This is a genomic window from Frigidibacter sp. ROC022, assembly GCF_024723735.1.
Lineage (GTDB): Bacteria > Pseudomonadota > Alphaproteobacteria > Rhodobacterales > Rhodobacteraceae > SLM-1.
Map to the genome: position 1 here is coordinate 1 of NZ_JANQDU010000005.1, position 13,501 is coordinate 13,501.

The 13,501-nt window shown below is 67.6% G+C and carries 13 protein-coding genes; 10 read left to right on the top strand and 3 right to left on the bottom strand.

Annotated features, from left to right (window positions below; all coding sequences use genetic code 11):
* The first annotated feature begins 209 nt into the window (after positions 1-209).
* The 9 genes from NUW50_RS18360 to NUW50_RS18400 all read left to right on the top strand — a co-directional run bounded on the left by NUW50_RS18360 (position 210) and on the right by NUW50_RS18400 (position 9,322).
* The gene (locus NUW50_RS18360; protein WP_258290635.1) at positions 210-1,118 is read left to right on the top strand and encodes an AAA family ATPase; all 909 of its coding nucleotides are present in this window, start codon (positions 210-212) and stop codon (positions 1,116-1,118) included.
* Positions 1,115-1,468, top strand: a complete 354-nt coding sequence (locus NUW50_RS18365) for a DUF4260 domain-containing protein (RefSeq protein ID WP_258290636.1) — start codon at positions 1,115-1,117, stop codon at positions 1,466-1,468. Before NUW50_RS18360 ends, NUW50_RS18365 begins: the two co-directional genes overlap by 4 nt.
* A gap of 89 nt (positions 1,469-1,557) precedes the next feature.
* On the top strand, positions 1,558-2,805 hold the full coding sequence (locus NUW50_RS18370) for a vWA domain-containing protein (RefSeq protein ID WP_258290637.1): 1,248 nt from the start codon (positions 1,558-1,560) through the stop codon (positions 2,803-2,805).
* Between the two features lie 92 nt (positions 2,806-2,897).
* Positions 2,898-3,410: a DUF1203 domain-containing protein gene (locus NUW50_RS18375; RefSeq protein ID WP_258290638.1), complete on the top strand. Its 513-nt coding sequence runs from the start codon at positions 2,898-2,900 to the stop codon at positions 3,408-3,410.
* Between the two features lie 4 nt (positions 3,411-3,414).
* Positions 3,415-4,371 carry an XdhC family protein gene (locus NUW50_RS18380; protein ID WP_258290639.1) on the top strand — a complete coding sequence of 319 codons (957 nt, stop codon included), beginning with the start codon at positions 3,415-3,417 and terminating at the stop codon, positions 4,369-4,371.
* A 31-nt stretch (positions 4,372-4,402) separates the two neighbouring features.
* On the top strand, positions 4,403-5,389 hold the full coding sequence (locus NUW50_RS18385) for a molybdopterin-binding protein (RefSeq protein WP_258290640.1): 987 nt from the start codon (positions 4,403-4,405) through the stop codon (positions 5,387-5,389).
* A 236-nt stretch (positions 5,390-5,625) separates the two neighbouring features.
* Positions 5,626-6,108: a (2Fe-2S)-binding protein gene (locus NUW50_RS18390; protein ID WP_258290641.1), complete on the top strand. Its 483-nt coding sequence runs from the start codon at positions 5,626-5,628 to the stop codon at positions 6,106-6,108.
* A gap of 37 nt (positions 6,109-6,145) precedes the next feature.
* Positions 6,146-8,518, top strand: a complete 2,373-nt coding sequence (locus NUW50_RS18395; protein WP_258290642.1) for a xanthine dehydrogenase family protein molybdopterin-binding subunit — start codon at positions 6,146-6,148, stop codon at positions 8,516-8,518.
* 9 nt (positions 8,519-8,527) lie between these two features.
* Positions 8,528-9,322 carry an FAD binding domain-containing protein gene (locus NUW50_RS18400; RefSeq protein ID WP_258290643.1) on the top strand — a complete coding sequence of 265 codons (795 nt, stop codon included), beginning with the start codon at positions 8,528-8,530 and terminating at the stop codon, positions 9,320-9,322.
* Positions 9,323-9,394: 72 nt separating this feature from the next.
* On the opposite strand, the gene kynU is transcribed toward NUW50_RS18400, so the two are convergent.
* Genes kynU through NUW50_RS18415 form a run of 3 tightly spaced genes read right to left on the bottom strand, consistent with a single transcriptional unit; the run spans position 9,395 to position 11,710 of the window.
* Positions 9,395-10,588, bottom strand: coding sequence for a kynureninase (gene kynU / locus NUW50_RS18405; protein WP_258290644.1), 1,194 nt, complete (start codon positions 10,586-10,588; stop codon positions 9,395-9,397).
* A gap of 3 nt (positions 10,589-10,591) precedes the next feature.
* A complete protein-coding gene (locus tag NUW50_RS18410) occupies positions 10,592-10,948 on the bottom strand; it encodes a DUF1304 domain-containing protein (protein ID WP_258290645.1) in 357 nt (118 codons plus the stop codon).
* Positions 10,949-10,960: 12 nt separating this feature from the next.
* A complete protein-coding gene (locus tag NUW50_RS18415; protein WP_258290646.1) occupies positions 10,961-11,710 on the bottom strand; it encodes an SDR family NAD(P)-dependent oxidoreductase in 750 nt (249 codons plus the stop codon).
* Positions 11,711-11,925: 215 nt separating this feature from the next.
* Here NUW50_RS18415 and NUW50_RS18420 point away from each other — a divergent pair, with 215 nt between their 5' ends.
* Positions 11,926-13,500, top strand: coding sequence for a Re/Si-specific NAD(P)(+) transhydrogenase subunit alpha (locus NUW50_RS18420; RefSeq protein WP_258290647.1), 1,575 nt, complete (start codon positions 11,926-11,928; stop codon positions 13,498-13,500).
* Position 13,501 lies beyond the last annotated feature (1 nt).

Consider the following 13,501-nt stretch of genomic DNA (forward strand, 5'->3'; position numbering starts at 1 on the left):
CATGGGGGATTTCCTCCAGGGATTTCGGTTGCAATCTCGGCGTCTTGGTAGGCGAGCCGGAATGGCTGTGCAATCCGGACAGCGCTAACAATTGCCCGACTGGCGGAAGAAAATTTCGCAAACCGGCGGCCGATGCGACAGGCCGGCAGGCCGCCGCCCCTTGACCTTGCCGGGCGGGCATGCAGCCTTGGCGCGAGGCAGGAGGCAGCATGGCGGACACTCAGACAATCGACGATGTGGCGGCGCTGCTGGCCGGGCAGGGCTATGTCGCGGGCCGGGCGCTGGCCACGGTCATCTTCCTGGGGCTGCGGCTCGGCCGGCCGCTGTTCCTGGAGGGTGAGGCCGGGGTCGGCAAGACCGAGATCGCCAAGGTCCTGGCCTCGGCCCTCGGCCGCCGGCTGATCCGGCTGCAATGCTACGAGGGGCTGGATGCGGCCTCGGCCGTCGCGGAATGGAACTTCGCCGCGCAGATGGTGGCGATCCGCACCGCCGAGGCTTCGGGCGGCGCCGACCGCGACGTCCTGACCGACGAGCTCTTCACCGAACGCTACCTGATCGAGCGCCCCCTGCTTCAGGCGATGCGGCCGCAGGCCGGCGGCGCCCCGGTGCTGCTGATCGACGAGGTGGACCGTACCGACGAACCTTTCGAAGCCTTCCTTCTGGAGGCGCTCAGCGACTTCCAGGTGACGATCCCGGAACTCTGCACGATCAAGGCGCCGGAACCGCCGATCGTGATCCTGACCTCGAACCGGACCCGCGAGGTGCATGACGCGCTGAAGCGCCGCTGTCTGTATCACTGGGTCGATTACCCGGATTTCGCCCGCGAGATGGAGATCCTGGCCGCGCGGGCGCCCGAGGCCAGCGAGACGCTCAGCCGCGAGATCGTCGGCTTCGTGCAGAAGCTGCGCACCGAGGACCTGTTCAAGAAACCCGGCGTGGCAGAGACCATCGACTGGGCGAAATGCCTGCTGGCGCTGGATGTGCTGACCCTCTCGCCCGAGGTGATCGCCGACACGCTCGGCGCGGTGCTGAAATACCAGGACGACATCGCCCGGCTCCAGGGCTCCGAGGCCAAGCGCCTGCTCGATGCGGTGAAGGCCGAGGTGGCGCAGCCATGACGCGGCTGCTCAGGGCCGAGGCTGCGGTGCTGGCGCTGGTCCTGCTGGCCATGCTGGTGCAGATCGGACCGCCCTGGTGGCTCTGGGTGCTGGTGCTGGTGACGCCCGACCTGTCCCTGTTCGGCTATCTGCGCGGCCCGCGGCAGGGGGCGGTGATCTACAATCTGGCGCACAGCTCGATCGGCCCGGCGCTGCTGGGCCTCGTCTCGATCCTTGCCGGCCCGGCGCCGCTGCTCTCGGCGGTGGCGATGCTCTGGGGCCTGCATGTCGCGGTGGACCGGGCGCTCGGCTACGGGCTGAAGCACAGGACCGTCTTCCGGGACACCCATCTCGGGCGGATCGGGCGATGAACGGCATGCATCTTTGGGTCTCAAATACTCATGCGACGACGGCGGCCGGAAGCACGACGGGGACGGGGCCGCGCCCCGGTCGCGGCTAGGTGGAATTCCCGGCGCTCGATATCCCCGACGACGGCAAGCTGACCGCGAACATCACCCATTTCGCGCGGGCGCTGCGCAAGGCCGGTCTGCGGGTCGGCCCGGCCCGGACGCTGGACGCCATTGCGGCGGTGGCGGCGGCGGGGTTCTCCAGCCGCAGCGATTTCTACTGGACCCTGCATGCCTGTTTCGTCTCGCGCCCCGAGGAGCGGCTGACCTTCGCCCAGGTGTTTCGGCTATTCTGGCGCGACCCGCGCTATCTGGAACACATGATGTCGCTGATGCTGCCTGCGGTGAAGGGGGCGCAGGAGGCCCGCGCCGCCGCCGCGGCCGAGAAGCGCGCCGCCGAGGCGCTTCTCGACGGGGCCAATGCGCCGGTGGATCAGCCCGAGGGCGAAGCGCCGGAAGAGCTCGAAATCGACGCCAGCCGCACCGCTTCGAGTGCCGAGCAACTGCGCAGCCTCGATTTCGAGCAGATGTCGGTGGCCGAGATGGCCGAGGCGCGGCGCATGCTGTCGCAGCTCAGCCTGCCGGTGAAACCGCGCGATTCGCGGCGCTGGCGGTCCGCGGCCGGGCGGCGGATCGACCGTGCGGCGACGCTGCGGGAGGCGATGCGCCGCGGCGGCGAGATCGGCGCCCTGAAGACCCGGACCCAAAGGCCGCGTGCCCCGGTTCTGGTGGTGCTCTGCGACATCTCGGGGTCGATGTCGGCCTACAGCCGGGTGGTCCTGCATTTCCTGCATACCGTCGCCAATGCCAGGGGCCAGGGCTGGGCCCGGGTGCATGGCTTCACTTTCGGCACCCGGCTGACCAACATCACGCGGCATCTGGCGACCCGCGATGTCGACGCGGCGCTGGCGGCGGCGGGCGCGCAGGCGCAGGACTGGCAGGGCGGCACGCGGATCGGCGAGGCGCTGCACCGCTTCAACCGCGACTGGTCACGGCGGGTGCTGGGCGGCGATGCGGTGGTGGTGCTGATCTCGGACGGGCTGGACCGCGGCGACCCCGAACTGTTGTCGCGCGAGGCGGAACGGTTGCAGAAATCCTGCCGCCGGATCATCTGGGTCAACCCTCTGCTCCGGTGGGACGGGTTCCTGCCCCAGGCGCAGGGAATCCGGGCGCTGCTGCCGCATGTCTCCTCGTTCCGGGCCGGGCACAATATCGAGGCGCTCGAGGCGCTGGCCGATGCGATCGGACGACCGGGCGACCAGGGCGAGAAGGCCCGGCTGATGGCGCTGCTCGAGCCCTGAGCGCGGCGGGGCAGGGGCCGGACCCGCAGGAAACGGGTCGCCACGGCGTGGGACCGTACCCAGGATGGGGCATCCAACAACCGGAGCCTCCCATGCCGATCCGCTGTCACCCCTATGATGCCGAATTCGTCGCCCGCGTCCGTGCCGGCGGGCCGGATGCCCACGGCATGCCCGCCGAGCGCCATGTCTCGGATGGTCAGGGCAATCCCTGCCGCGCCTGCCTGCACCCGATTCCGGAGGGCGCCGCGATGCTGATCCTCGCCGCGCGCCCCTTTCCCGAGCCGCAGCCCTATGCCGAGACCGGGCCGATCTTCCTCTGCGCCGATCCCTGCCTGCCCTGGTCCGGCGCCGGGCTGCCGCCGATCCTGCGCGAGGCGCCCGACTTTCTGCTGAAGGGCTATGGCCCCGACAACCGCATCGTCTACGGCACCGGCAGGGTTGTGCCGGGGGGCGACATTCTGGCTCGGGCCGTGGCCCTTCTCTCTGACCCCGGCATTGCCTATGTTGACGTAAGATCATCCCGCAACAACTGTTTCCAGACCCGGATCACCCGTGCCAACACCGCCCCCATCCTCCCCCTCCGCCCAATCCACCCCGAAACATGACGCCGTGCTCGAGGCCGCGCTCGACTGGCACAGGGCCGGCAAGGGCGCGGTGCTGGCCACCGTGGTCGAGACCTGGGGTTCGGCGCCGCGCCCGGTCGGCGCCAATCTGGCGGTGTCGGGCGATGGCGACATGGTCGGCTCGGTTTCGGGCGGCTGCGTCGAGGGTGCGGTGGTGGCCGAATCCTTCGATGCTCTGGAAAGCGGCGAGAGCAAGCTGCTGAACTACGGCGTCAGCGACGACGACGCCTTCGCGGTCGGGCTGGCCTGCGGCGGCAAGATCGGCGTGCAGGTGCAGCCGGTGGGCAAGCCCGGCGGCATCCCCGAGGCGATCCTGGCCGAGCTGGTGGCCGCCCGTGCCGCCCGCAAGCCGGTCGCCTATGTCGTCGATACCGAAAGCTGGGACCGGCGGCTGGCCGGCCCCGAGGAGTTTCCCGACCGGTTCCGCGCCGACCGCTCGGGCTTCGAGCCGGACGGAAAGACCTTCGTGGCGGTGCACAACCCGCCGCTGCGGATGGTGGTCGTCGGCGCGGTCCATATCGCCCAGCCGCTGATGCCGATGGCCCGGCTGGCCGGCTATGATGCAACCCTTGTGGACCCGCGCGAGGCCTTCGGCGCCGCGGCGCGCTTCCCCGGCGAGACGATCATGAACGACTGGCCGGACGAGGCGTTGGCCGAACACGGGCTCGACGCCCGCACCGCGGTGGTGACGCTGACCCATGATCCGAAGCTGGATGATCCGGCGATCATTGCGGCGCTGAAATCGGATGTCTTCTACCTCGGCTGCCTCGGTTCTCCCCGGACCCATGCGAAACGGGTCGAGCGCCTGACGGCGGCGGGGTTGAGCGAGGCGCAGATCGGCCGGATACATGCGCCGGTCGGTCTGGACATCGGTGCCAAGTCGCCCGCCGAGATCGCGGTGGCGATTCTGGCCCAGATGACGCAGGTGCTGCGCCAGCGATGACCATGGCGCTGCGCCAGGACCGGGGGCAGGGATGAGGTTCGGGCCGCTGCCTCTGGACCAAGCGCTCGGCGCGATACTGGCCCATTCCCACGCGGTTCCGGGTGGCCGGCTGCGCAAGGGCAAGGTGCTGACGGTCGAGGACATCGCGGCGCTTCGTGCGGCGGGCGAGGTCGAGGTGGTGGTCGCCCGGCTCGATCCGGAGGATCTGGCAGAGGACGCGGCGGCGGCCCGGATCGGCGCGGCGCTGCTGGGCGATCCCGAAGGGCAGGGGCTGCGGGCGACCCCGGCGGCGACCGGCCGGGTGAACCTGATCGCCACGGGGCCGGGCATTCTCGATCTCGATCCGGCCGGGGTGGCGGCGCTGAACGCGATCGACCCGGCGATCACCCTGGCCACGCTGCCGCGCTACGCGCGGGTCGGACCGGGGACCATGGCGGGCACGCTGAAGATCATTCCCTACGGCGTCGCCGGTGCCTCGGTGGCGCGTGCCTGCGCCGTGCCGGTCGGGCTGCGGGTCCGCGGGCCGGTCTTTCGCAACGTCACCCTGATCGAGACCCATCTGGGCCCGCACGACCCGCAAAAGGGCGAAGCAGCGATCCGCGCCCGGGTCGAGGCCCTGGGCATGGCGCTGGATGAGGTGCTTTCGGTGCCGCATCGCTGCGCCGAGGTGGCAGGGGCGATCCGGGCGGCCGGCGGCGGGCTGGTGCTGATCCTGACCGCTTCGGCCACTTCGGATATCGCCGATGTCGCGCCGCAGGCGCTGCGCGAGGCCGGAGGAACCGTCACCCGCTTCGGAATGCCCGTCGATCCCGGCAACCTGCTGTTTCTGGGCGAGGTCGGCGGCCGCGCCGTGATCGGCCTGCCGGGCAGCGCCCGCTCGCCGGTGCCGAACGGGGCCGACATGGTGCTCGACCGGATCGCCTGCGGGGTGGCGGTGAGCGATGCCGACATCGCCGCGATGGGCGTCGGCGGGCTGCTGAAGGAGACGCGGGCACGGGGCCGGCCGAGGGCCGGGTGAGTCGTTCGGGGACCGCCCCGCAAAGCCGCATGACCGATCGGCTGAATCCGGCCGACCTGTCCTGCAAGTCCAGAAGAACGCGCGGAAAACCCAGCAGGGGCGGGCTCTGCGCCGACTGCCGGCGCCCCGGCGGCCACGCGCGTCGCCCCCGCTCACGAATTCCTTTGCATTGGGGTGTTCCCATCTTCCGGGCTTGGTGCTTTAGTGCTGGTCAAACGGCATCCAGGGAGAGAATGATGACCAAGGTGTCCATGACCGTGAATGGCAAGACCGTCTCGGGGGAGGTCGAGGGGCGCACGCTCCTGGTGGAATTCCTGCGGGAAGGGCTGGGACTGACCGGCACCCATGTCGGCTGCGATACCAGCCAGTGCGGGGCCTGCGTGGTGCATGTGAACGGCGAGGCGACCAAGTCCTGCACGACCTTCGCCAGCCTCTGCGACGGGGCCGAGGTGACCACCATCGAGGGCATGGCCAATCCGGATGGTTCGCTGGGCAAGATCCAGCAGGCCTTCCAGGATCATCACGGGCTGCAATGCGGGTTCTGCACGCCGGGCATGGTGATGTCGGCGGCGGCGCTTCTGAAGGACAATCCGAAGCCGACCGAGGCCGAGGTGCGCCACTATCTCGACGGCAACATCTGCCGTTGCACCGGCTATCACAACATCGTCAAGGCGATCATGGCGGCATCCGGTCAGGATGTCTCGATCGCGGCGGAATAACAGACCCAATTCGGACAGTTTTTCAGGGAGGAAGACTATGCCAGATGGCGGCATCGGCGCACCCACCAAGCGGCGCGAGGACCTGCGGTTTCTGACCGGCAAGGGCCGTTACACCGACGACATCAACCTGCGGGGGCAAAGCTACTGCGTCTTCGTGCGCAGCCAGGTTGCGCATGGCAGGATCGTCTCCATCGACACCAGCAAGGCCGCGGCCATGCCCGGTGTCATCCAGGTCTTCACCGGCGACGATTTCGCCGAGGTCGGCAGCATTCCCTGCGGCTGGCAGATCCATGACCGCAAGGGCGAGCCGATGCTGGAGCCGGCACACCCGGTGCTGGCCCGCGGCAAGGTCCGCTATGTCGGCGATGCCTATGCCGCCGTCGTGGCCGAGACCGAGGCCCAGGCACGCGACGCCGCCGAAGCCGTCGAAGCCGAGATCGAGGAACTCCCGGCCGTGATCGACATGGTCAAGGCGGTCTCGGACAAGTCCAACCTCGTGCATGACGAGATCGGCTCGAACCTCTGCTACGACTGGGGCTTTGTCGAGGAGAACCGCGAGGCGACCGCCAAGGCGATCGACGAGGCCTATCACGTCACCACGCTGGAACTGGTCAACAACCGGCTGATCCCGAACGCGATGGAACCGCGGGTGGCGGTCGGCGACTATGACGAGACCAACGACCATTCCACGCTCCACACCACCTCGCAGAACCCGCATGTGATCCGGCTTCTGATGGGCGCCTTCGTGCTGGGCATCCCCGAGCACAAGCTGCGCGTCGTGGCGCCGGATGTCGGCGGTGGTTTCGGCTCGAAGATCTTCCACTATGCCGAAGAGGCCTTCGTCACCTTCGCGGCCAAGCAGATCAAGCGTCCGGTGAAATGGACCTCGACCCGGTCGGAAGCCTTCATGACCGACGCACATGGCCGCGACCATGTCACCAAGATCGAACTGGCGCTGGACAACGAAGGCCATTTCCTGGCGCTTCGGACAAACACCTACGCCAACATGGGCGCCTATCTCTCGACCTTCTCGACCTCGGTGCCGACCTATCTGCACGGCACCCTGATGGCGGGGAACTACAAGACCCCGCATATCTACGTGAACGTGAAGGCGGTCTTCACCAATACGGTGCCTGTCGATGCCTATCGCGGCGCCGGACGGCCCGAGGCGACCTTCCAGCTGGAACGGGTGATCGACAAGGCGGCGCGCGAGATGGGGATCGACCCGATCGAAATCCGCCGCAGGAACTTCATCCAGCCGGACGAGTTCCCCTATCAGACCCCGGTCGCGGTGTCCTATGACACCGGCAACTACCAGGCGACGATGGACAAGCTGATCGAGATCGCCGATCTGGACGGATTCGAAGAGCGCCGCGCCGCCTCTGCCGCCAGGGGCAAGCTGCGCGGTCTGGGCGTGAACTGCTATATCGAGGCCTGCGGCATCGCGCCGTCGAACCTCGTCGGCCAGCTCGGCGCCCGCGCCGGCCTTTACGAAAGCGCCACGGTCCGGGTGAACGCGACCGGCGGGCTGGTGGTGATGACCGGCAGCCACAGCCACGGGCAGGGGCATGAAACCGCCTTCCCGCAGGTGATCGCCTCGATGATCGGCATCGACCCTTCGATGGTCGAGATCGTGCATGGCGACACCGCCAACACCCCGATGGGCATGGGCACCTATGGCTCGCGCTCGCTGGCGGTCGGCGGTTCGGCCATGGTCAAGGCCACCGAGAAGATCATCGCCAAGGCCAAGAAGATCGCCGCCCATATCCTCGAGGCGTCGGATCAGGACATCGAGCTCAAGGACGGCATGTTCACCGTCAAGGGCACCGACAAGTCCAAGGCCTGGGGCGACATCACCCTGGCGGCCTATGTGCCGCACAACTACCCGCTGGAAAGCCTGGAACCGGGGCTGGAAGAGACGGCCTTCTACGATCCGTCGAACTTCACCTATCCCGCCGGCGCCTATGCCTGCGAGGTCGAGGTCGATCCCGAGACCGGGCAGGTGGAGATCGCCAGCTTTGCCGCGGCGGACGATTTCGGCAACATCATCAACCCGTTGATCGTTTCCGGCCAGGTCCATGGCGGGATCGGGCAGGGCATCGGCCAGGCGCTTCTGGAACAGGCGGTCTATGACGACAACGGCCAGCTGCTCTCGGGCAGCTACATGGACTATGCCATGCCGCGCGCCAGCGACGTGCCGTCCTATGTCGTGGATCATTCCTGCCAGACGCCGTGCACCCACAACCCGCTCGGGGTGAAGGGCTGCGGCGAGGCCGGGGCGATCGGTTCGCCGCCGGCCGTGGTCAATGCCGTGATCGACGCGCTGCACCGCGGCGGCCACACCCATGTTTCCCATATCAACATGCCGCTCAGCCCGTCCCGGGTTTGGGCCGCGATGCAGAAATCCTAGGAGGCGCGCATGTACGCATTTGAAATCGAGACCCCCTCGACCGTGCAGGACGCGGTGGCGGCGCTCAAGTCCGAGGGCGCCCAGGCCCTCGGCGGCGGGCATACGCTGATCCCGACCCTGAAGTCGCGGCTGGCCGCGCCCGAGAAACTGGTGGCGCTGTCCGGAATCGACGAGATCAAGGGCGTCCGTATGGGCGATGACAGCCGGCTCTGCATCGGCGGCGGCACCACCCATGCCACCGTGGCGGCCGAGGCCGCCGGGCATTATCCGGGCCTGGCCCGGCTCGCCTCGCTGATCGGTGATCCGGCGGTGCGCAACCGCGGCACGATCGGTGGTTCGCTGGCCAACAACGACCCGTCGGCCTGCTACCCGGCCGGCACCCTGGCCTCGGGCGCGACCATCGTCACCAATGCCCGCGAGATCGCGGCGGATGACTTCTTCCAGGGCATGTTCACCACGGCACTGGACGAGGGCGAGATCATCACCGAGGTCAAGTTCCCGATCCCGGAGAAATCCTTCTACGCCAAGATGTTGCAACCCGCTTCGCGGTTCCCGCTCACTGCGGTCTTCGTGGCGAAATTCGCCGACGGGGTGCGGGTCGCGGTCACCGGCGCCTCGGAAAGTGGCGTGTTCCGCTGGGCCGAGGCCGAGGCAGCGCTGTCTAGCGATTTCTCGAAAGCCGCGGTGGATGCGCTCAGCGCGCCGCCGGCCGACGGAATGATCGGGGATATCCACGGCACGCCGGAATACCGCGCCCATCTGGTCAAGGTGATGACCGGGCGCGCGGTCGAGAACGCCGCCTGAGGGCCGGGCGGCTTCGCCGCCCTGCCTGGGAAATATCCACGGGGCCGGGGGGCAGTCAGCCTCCCGGTCTTTTCATGTCACTCGTGCCCGCTGGTGATATTCAGGCCGATCCCAGAGCCTGCCGCCCATCACCTCGGCGATGATCCCGGCGGCGCGGCTGATATCCGCCTCGTCGAGATAGAGCGGGCAGATGCCGAAACGCATGATGTCCGGGGCCCGGAAATCACCGATCACGCCCCGCGCGATCAGCGCCTGCATTGCCGGGTAGCCCTGCGGATGACGGAACGAGACCTGCGAGCCGCGGGCCTGCGGATCGGCCGGCGAGGCCAGGTGCAACTCGGGTGTGCTCTGGCTGACAAGCTGGATGAACTTCTCACTCAAAGCAATTGATCTTGCTCGCAATTCATCCATGTCCACATGGTCCCATATGTCCAGCGCCGCGGCCAGGGCCGCCAGTTGCAGGACCGGCGGTGTGCCGACCCGCATGCGCTCGATCCCGGCGCCGGGACGGTAGGACGGTTCGAAGGCAAAGGGCGCGTCATGCCCCAGCCAACCCGAGAGTGCCGGGCGGATGTGTTCCTGCAGGCCGGGCCGGACATAGACAAAGGCCGGGGCGCCGGGGCCGGCGTTGAGATACTTGTAGGTGCAGCCTAAGGCCATATCGACGCCGCAGCCGGCCAGATCCACCGGCAGGGCGCCGGCGGAATGCGCCAGATCCCAAAGACTTAGCGCGCCATGTTCATGGCTCAGCGCGGTCAGGGCCGCCATGTCGTGCAGCCGCCCGGTGCGGTAATCGACCTCGGTCAGCATCACCGCCGCGACATCGGGGCCGATCGCCCCGGCGACCTCCTCGGGGGCCACGACGCGCAGCTCATGGCCCTGTTTCAGCGCCGCAATCAACCCTTCAGCCATGTAAAGATCAGTCGGGAAGTTCCCGGAATCACTCAGGATTATCTTCCGGTCCGGCCGCAGTTCCAGGGCTGCCGCCAGGGCCTGATAGACCTTGATCGACAGGGTATCGCCCAGCACCACCGCGCCCGGCTCGGCGCCGATCAGACGTCCGACCCGGTCGCCCAGAGCGGTCGGCCAGCCCATCCAGCCGGCCTTGTTCCAGCCGGTGATCAGCATCTCGCCCCATTCCCGGGTGACGGTCTCGGCAATCCGCGCCGCAGCACCGCGCGGCAGCGGCCCAAGGGAGTTGCCATCGAGGTAGATGATCCCGTCGGGCAGTTGAAATTCGGCCTTCAACGCTTTGAAATCCATCATGTTTCAGGCCACCCACCAGGCCAGGAGCGCGATCAGGGCCGGGGTGGCCTGAGCAAAGAGAATGCGCAGATTGACGGTCACCCCGCCGTAGACCCCGGCGACCAGGATGCAGGCCAGAAGGTAATAGACAAGATCGCGGCCCGAAGCGCCGGTGAGAAGTCCCAGCAGCAGCCCGACTGCGAGAAAGCCGTTGTAAAGTCCCATGTTGGCCGCCAGGGCCTTGCTGTCAAAGGCGAATTCCGGCGTGATCCCGAAGATCTTCCGGGTTCGCGGCCGTTCCCATTCGACCATTTCCAGCCAGAGGATATGGCCATGCAATGCCGCGACCCCCAGGGTCAGTATCCAGGCGATATAGAACAATTCCGCTTCCCCTCAGACTTGGCCGCCAGCGATTTCGATGGCCTGACCGTTGACGCTGGACGCGGCGTCCGAGGCCAGCCACAGCGCCGCCGCCGCGACCTCGTCGGCGTGGATCAGCCGTCCATGGCGATTGGCCGAGACCATGATCTCCATGGCCGCATCGGCGTCGATCCCGGCGCGGGCGCTGATGCTTTCGACATTCCGGGTGACGATATCGGTATCGACATAGCCCGGGCACAATGCGTTGAAGGTGATCGCGCTGCCAAGATGGTCCTCGGACAGGGACCGGATCAGGCCGATCATGCCGTGTTTCGAGGCGCTGTAGGCCGGGGCGCCCTTCAGGCCCCGCAGCCCGGCGATGGAGGCGACCGCGATGACCCGGCCGCGGCCCTCGGCCTGCATGTCGGGCAGGCAGGCGCGGATGCTCAGATAGGCGCCGTCCAGGTTGGTCGCCATGATGCTGCGCCAGAACTCGGGCGTGGTCTTGCGCAGCGAGCGGCCCTCGGCGATCCCGGCATTGGCGACATGGATCAGGATCGGTCCCCGCGCGGCCCGGGCCGCCGCGACCCCGGCCTCGACGCTTTCGGGCTCGGTGACGTCCATGACCTGCGGGAAAAGCCCCGGCGTCTCGGCCGCGGCGGCCTCCAGCACCTCGGCCCGGCGTCCGGTGATGGTGACGGGATGGCCCTGTGCCGCCAGCGCCCGGGCGATGGCCAGGCCGATTCCGCTGCCGCCTCCGGTGATCAGGACATGGTCAGGCATGGTCGGGTCCTTTCGACGGAGCCTTGGGGGAATTCCGGAGCTCCCGCGCAGATTAGCCATGCTGCCCGGCAGTGGAAAGGCGGATCACGGGCCGAAGGCGGTTGCAGCCCCATGGCCGGCAATGTCATGTATCTTCAGAACTTTGCCGTTCGGCTCCTTGTTTGCCGTTGCGGCAAAGTGTTTAATCACTCGAAACAGCTTTGGGGGATTGCAATTTGAAGATCGGTACGCCGAAAGAGAGTTTTGCGGGCGAGGCGCGGGTGGCGATGACGCCGGACAGCGCCAAGGCTCTGGCCAAGCTTGGTCACAGCTGTGTCATCGAGAGCGGTGCCGGCCAGGCGGCGGGCTTTACCGATGCGGCCTATGAAGCGGCCGGGGTCGAGGTGGCCAAGACCGCGGCAAGCCTCTGGAAGATGGCCGATGTCGTGGCCAAGGTCCGGCCCCCGTCGATCACCGAGGCCAAGCGGCTGACGGCGGGCAAGACGCTGATTTCCTTCTTCTACCCGGCGCAGAGCCCGGAGTTGCTGGAGCTTTGCAGCAAGCAGGGCGCGACGGTGATCGCGATGGACATGGTGCCTCGGATCAGCCGGGCGCAGAAGATGGACGCGCTGTCCTCGATGGCGAATATCGCCGGCTACCGGGCGGTGATCGAAGCCGGCAACAACTTCGGACGCTTCTTTACCGGGCAGGTCACGGCGGCGGGCAAGGTGCCGCCGGCCAAGGTGCTGGTGATCGGGGCCGGGGTGGCCGGACTGGCGGCGATCGGCACCGCGACCAGTCTCGGCGCGATCACCTATGCTTTCGACGTGCGCCCGGAGGTGGCCGAGCAGATCGAGTCGATGGGTGCCGAATTTGTCTATCTCGATTTCGACGGTCCGGCCCAGGACGGCGCCGCGACGGGCGGCTATGCGGCACCTTCCAGCCCCGAGTTCCGCGAGAAGCAGCTGGAGAAGTTTCGTGAACTGGCGCCGGATATCGACATCGTCATCACCACGGCGCTGATCCCGGGCCGCGATGCGCCCAAGCTCTGGCTGGCCGACATGGTCGCGGCGATGAAGCCAGGCTCGGTCGTGGTCGATCTTGCGGCGGAACGTGGGGGCAACTGCGACCTGACCGTGGCCGACGAGAAGGTGGTCAGCGACAACGGCGTGACGGTGATCGGCTATACCGATTTCCCAAGCCGGATGGCGGCCCAGGCCAGCACGCTTTATTCCAACAATATCCGCCACATGCTGAGCGATCTTACACCGGCGAAGGACGGCGTGATCCAGCATGACATGGAAGACGACGTGATCCGCGGCGCGACCGTGACCAAGGGTGGCGAGGTGACCTATCCACCACCGAAACCGAAGGTGGCGGCGATCGCGGCGCAGAAGCCGAAGGAAAAGCCGCGCGAGCTGACGCCCGAGGAACGCCGCGCGCAGGAAGTGGCCGAGTTCCGGGCCCAGACCCGCTCGCAGGTGACGTTGCTGGTCGCCGGTGGGCTGTTGATGGGGCTGGTCGGGGCCTATGCGCCGGCCAGTTTCATGAGCCATTTTATCGTGTTCGCACTGGCCTGTTTCGTCGGTTTCCAGGTGATCTGGAACGTCTCGCACAGCCTTCACACGCCGCTGATGTCGGTGACCAACGCGATCTCGGGCATCGTGATCCTGGGGGCGCTGTTGCAGATCGGTTCCGGCTCCTGGGTGGTGATGATCCTGGCCGCATTGTCGATCCTGATCGCGACGATCAACATCGTTGGCGGCTTCCTGGTCACGCGCCGGATGCTTGCCATGTTCCAGAAATCGTGAG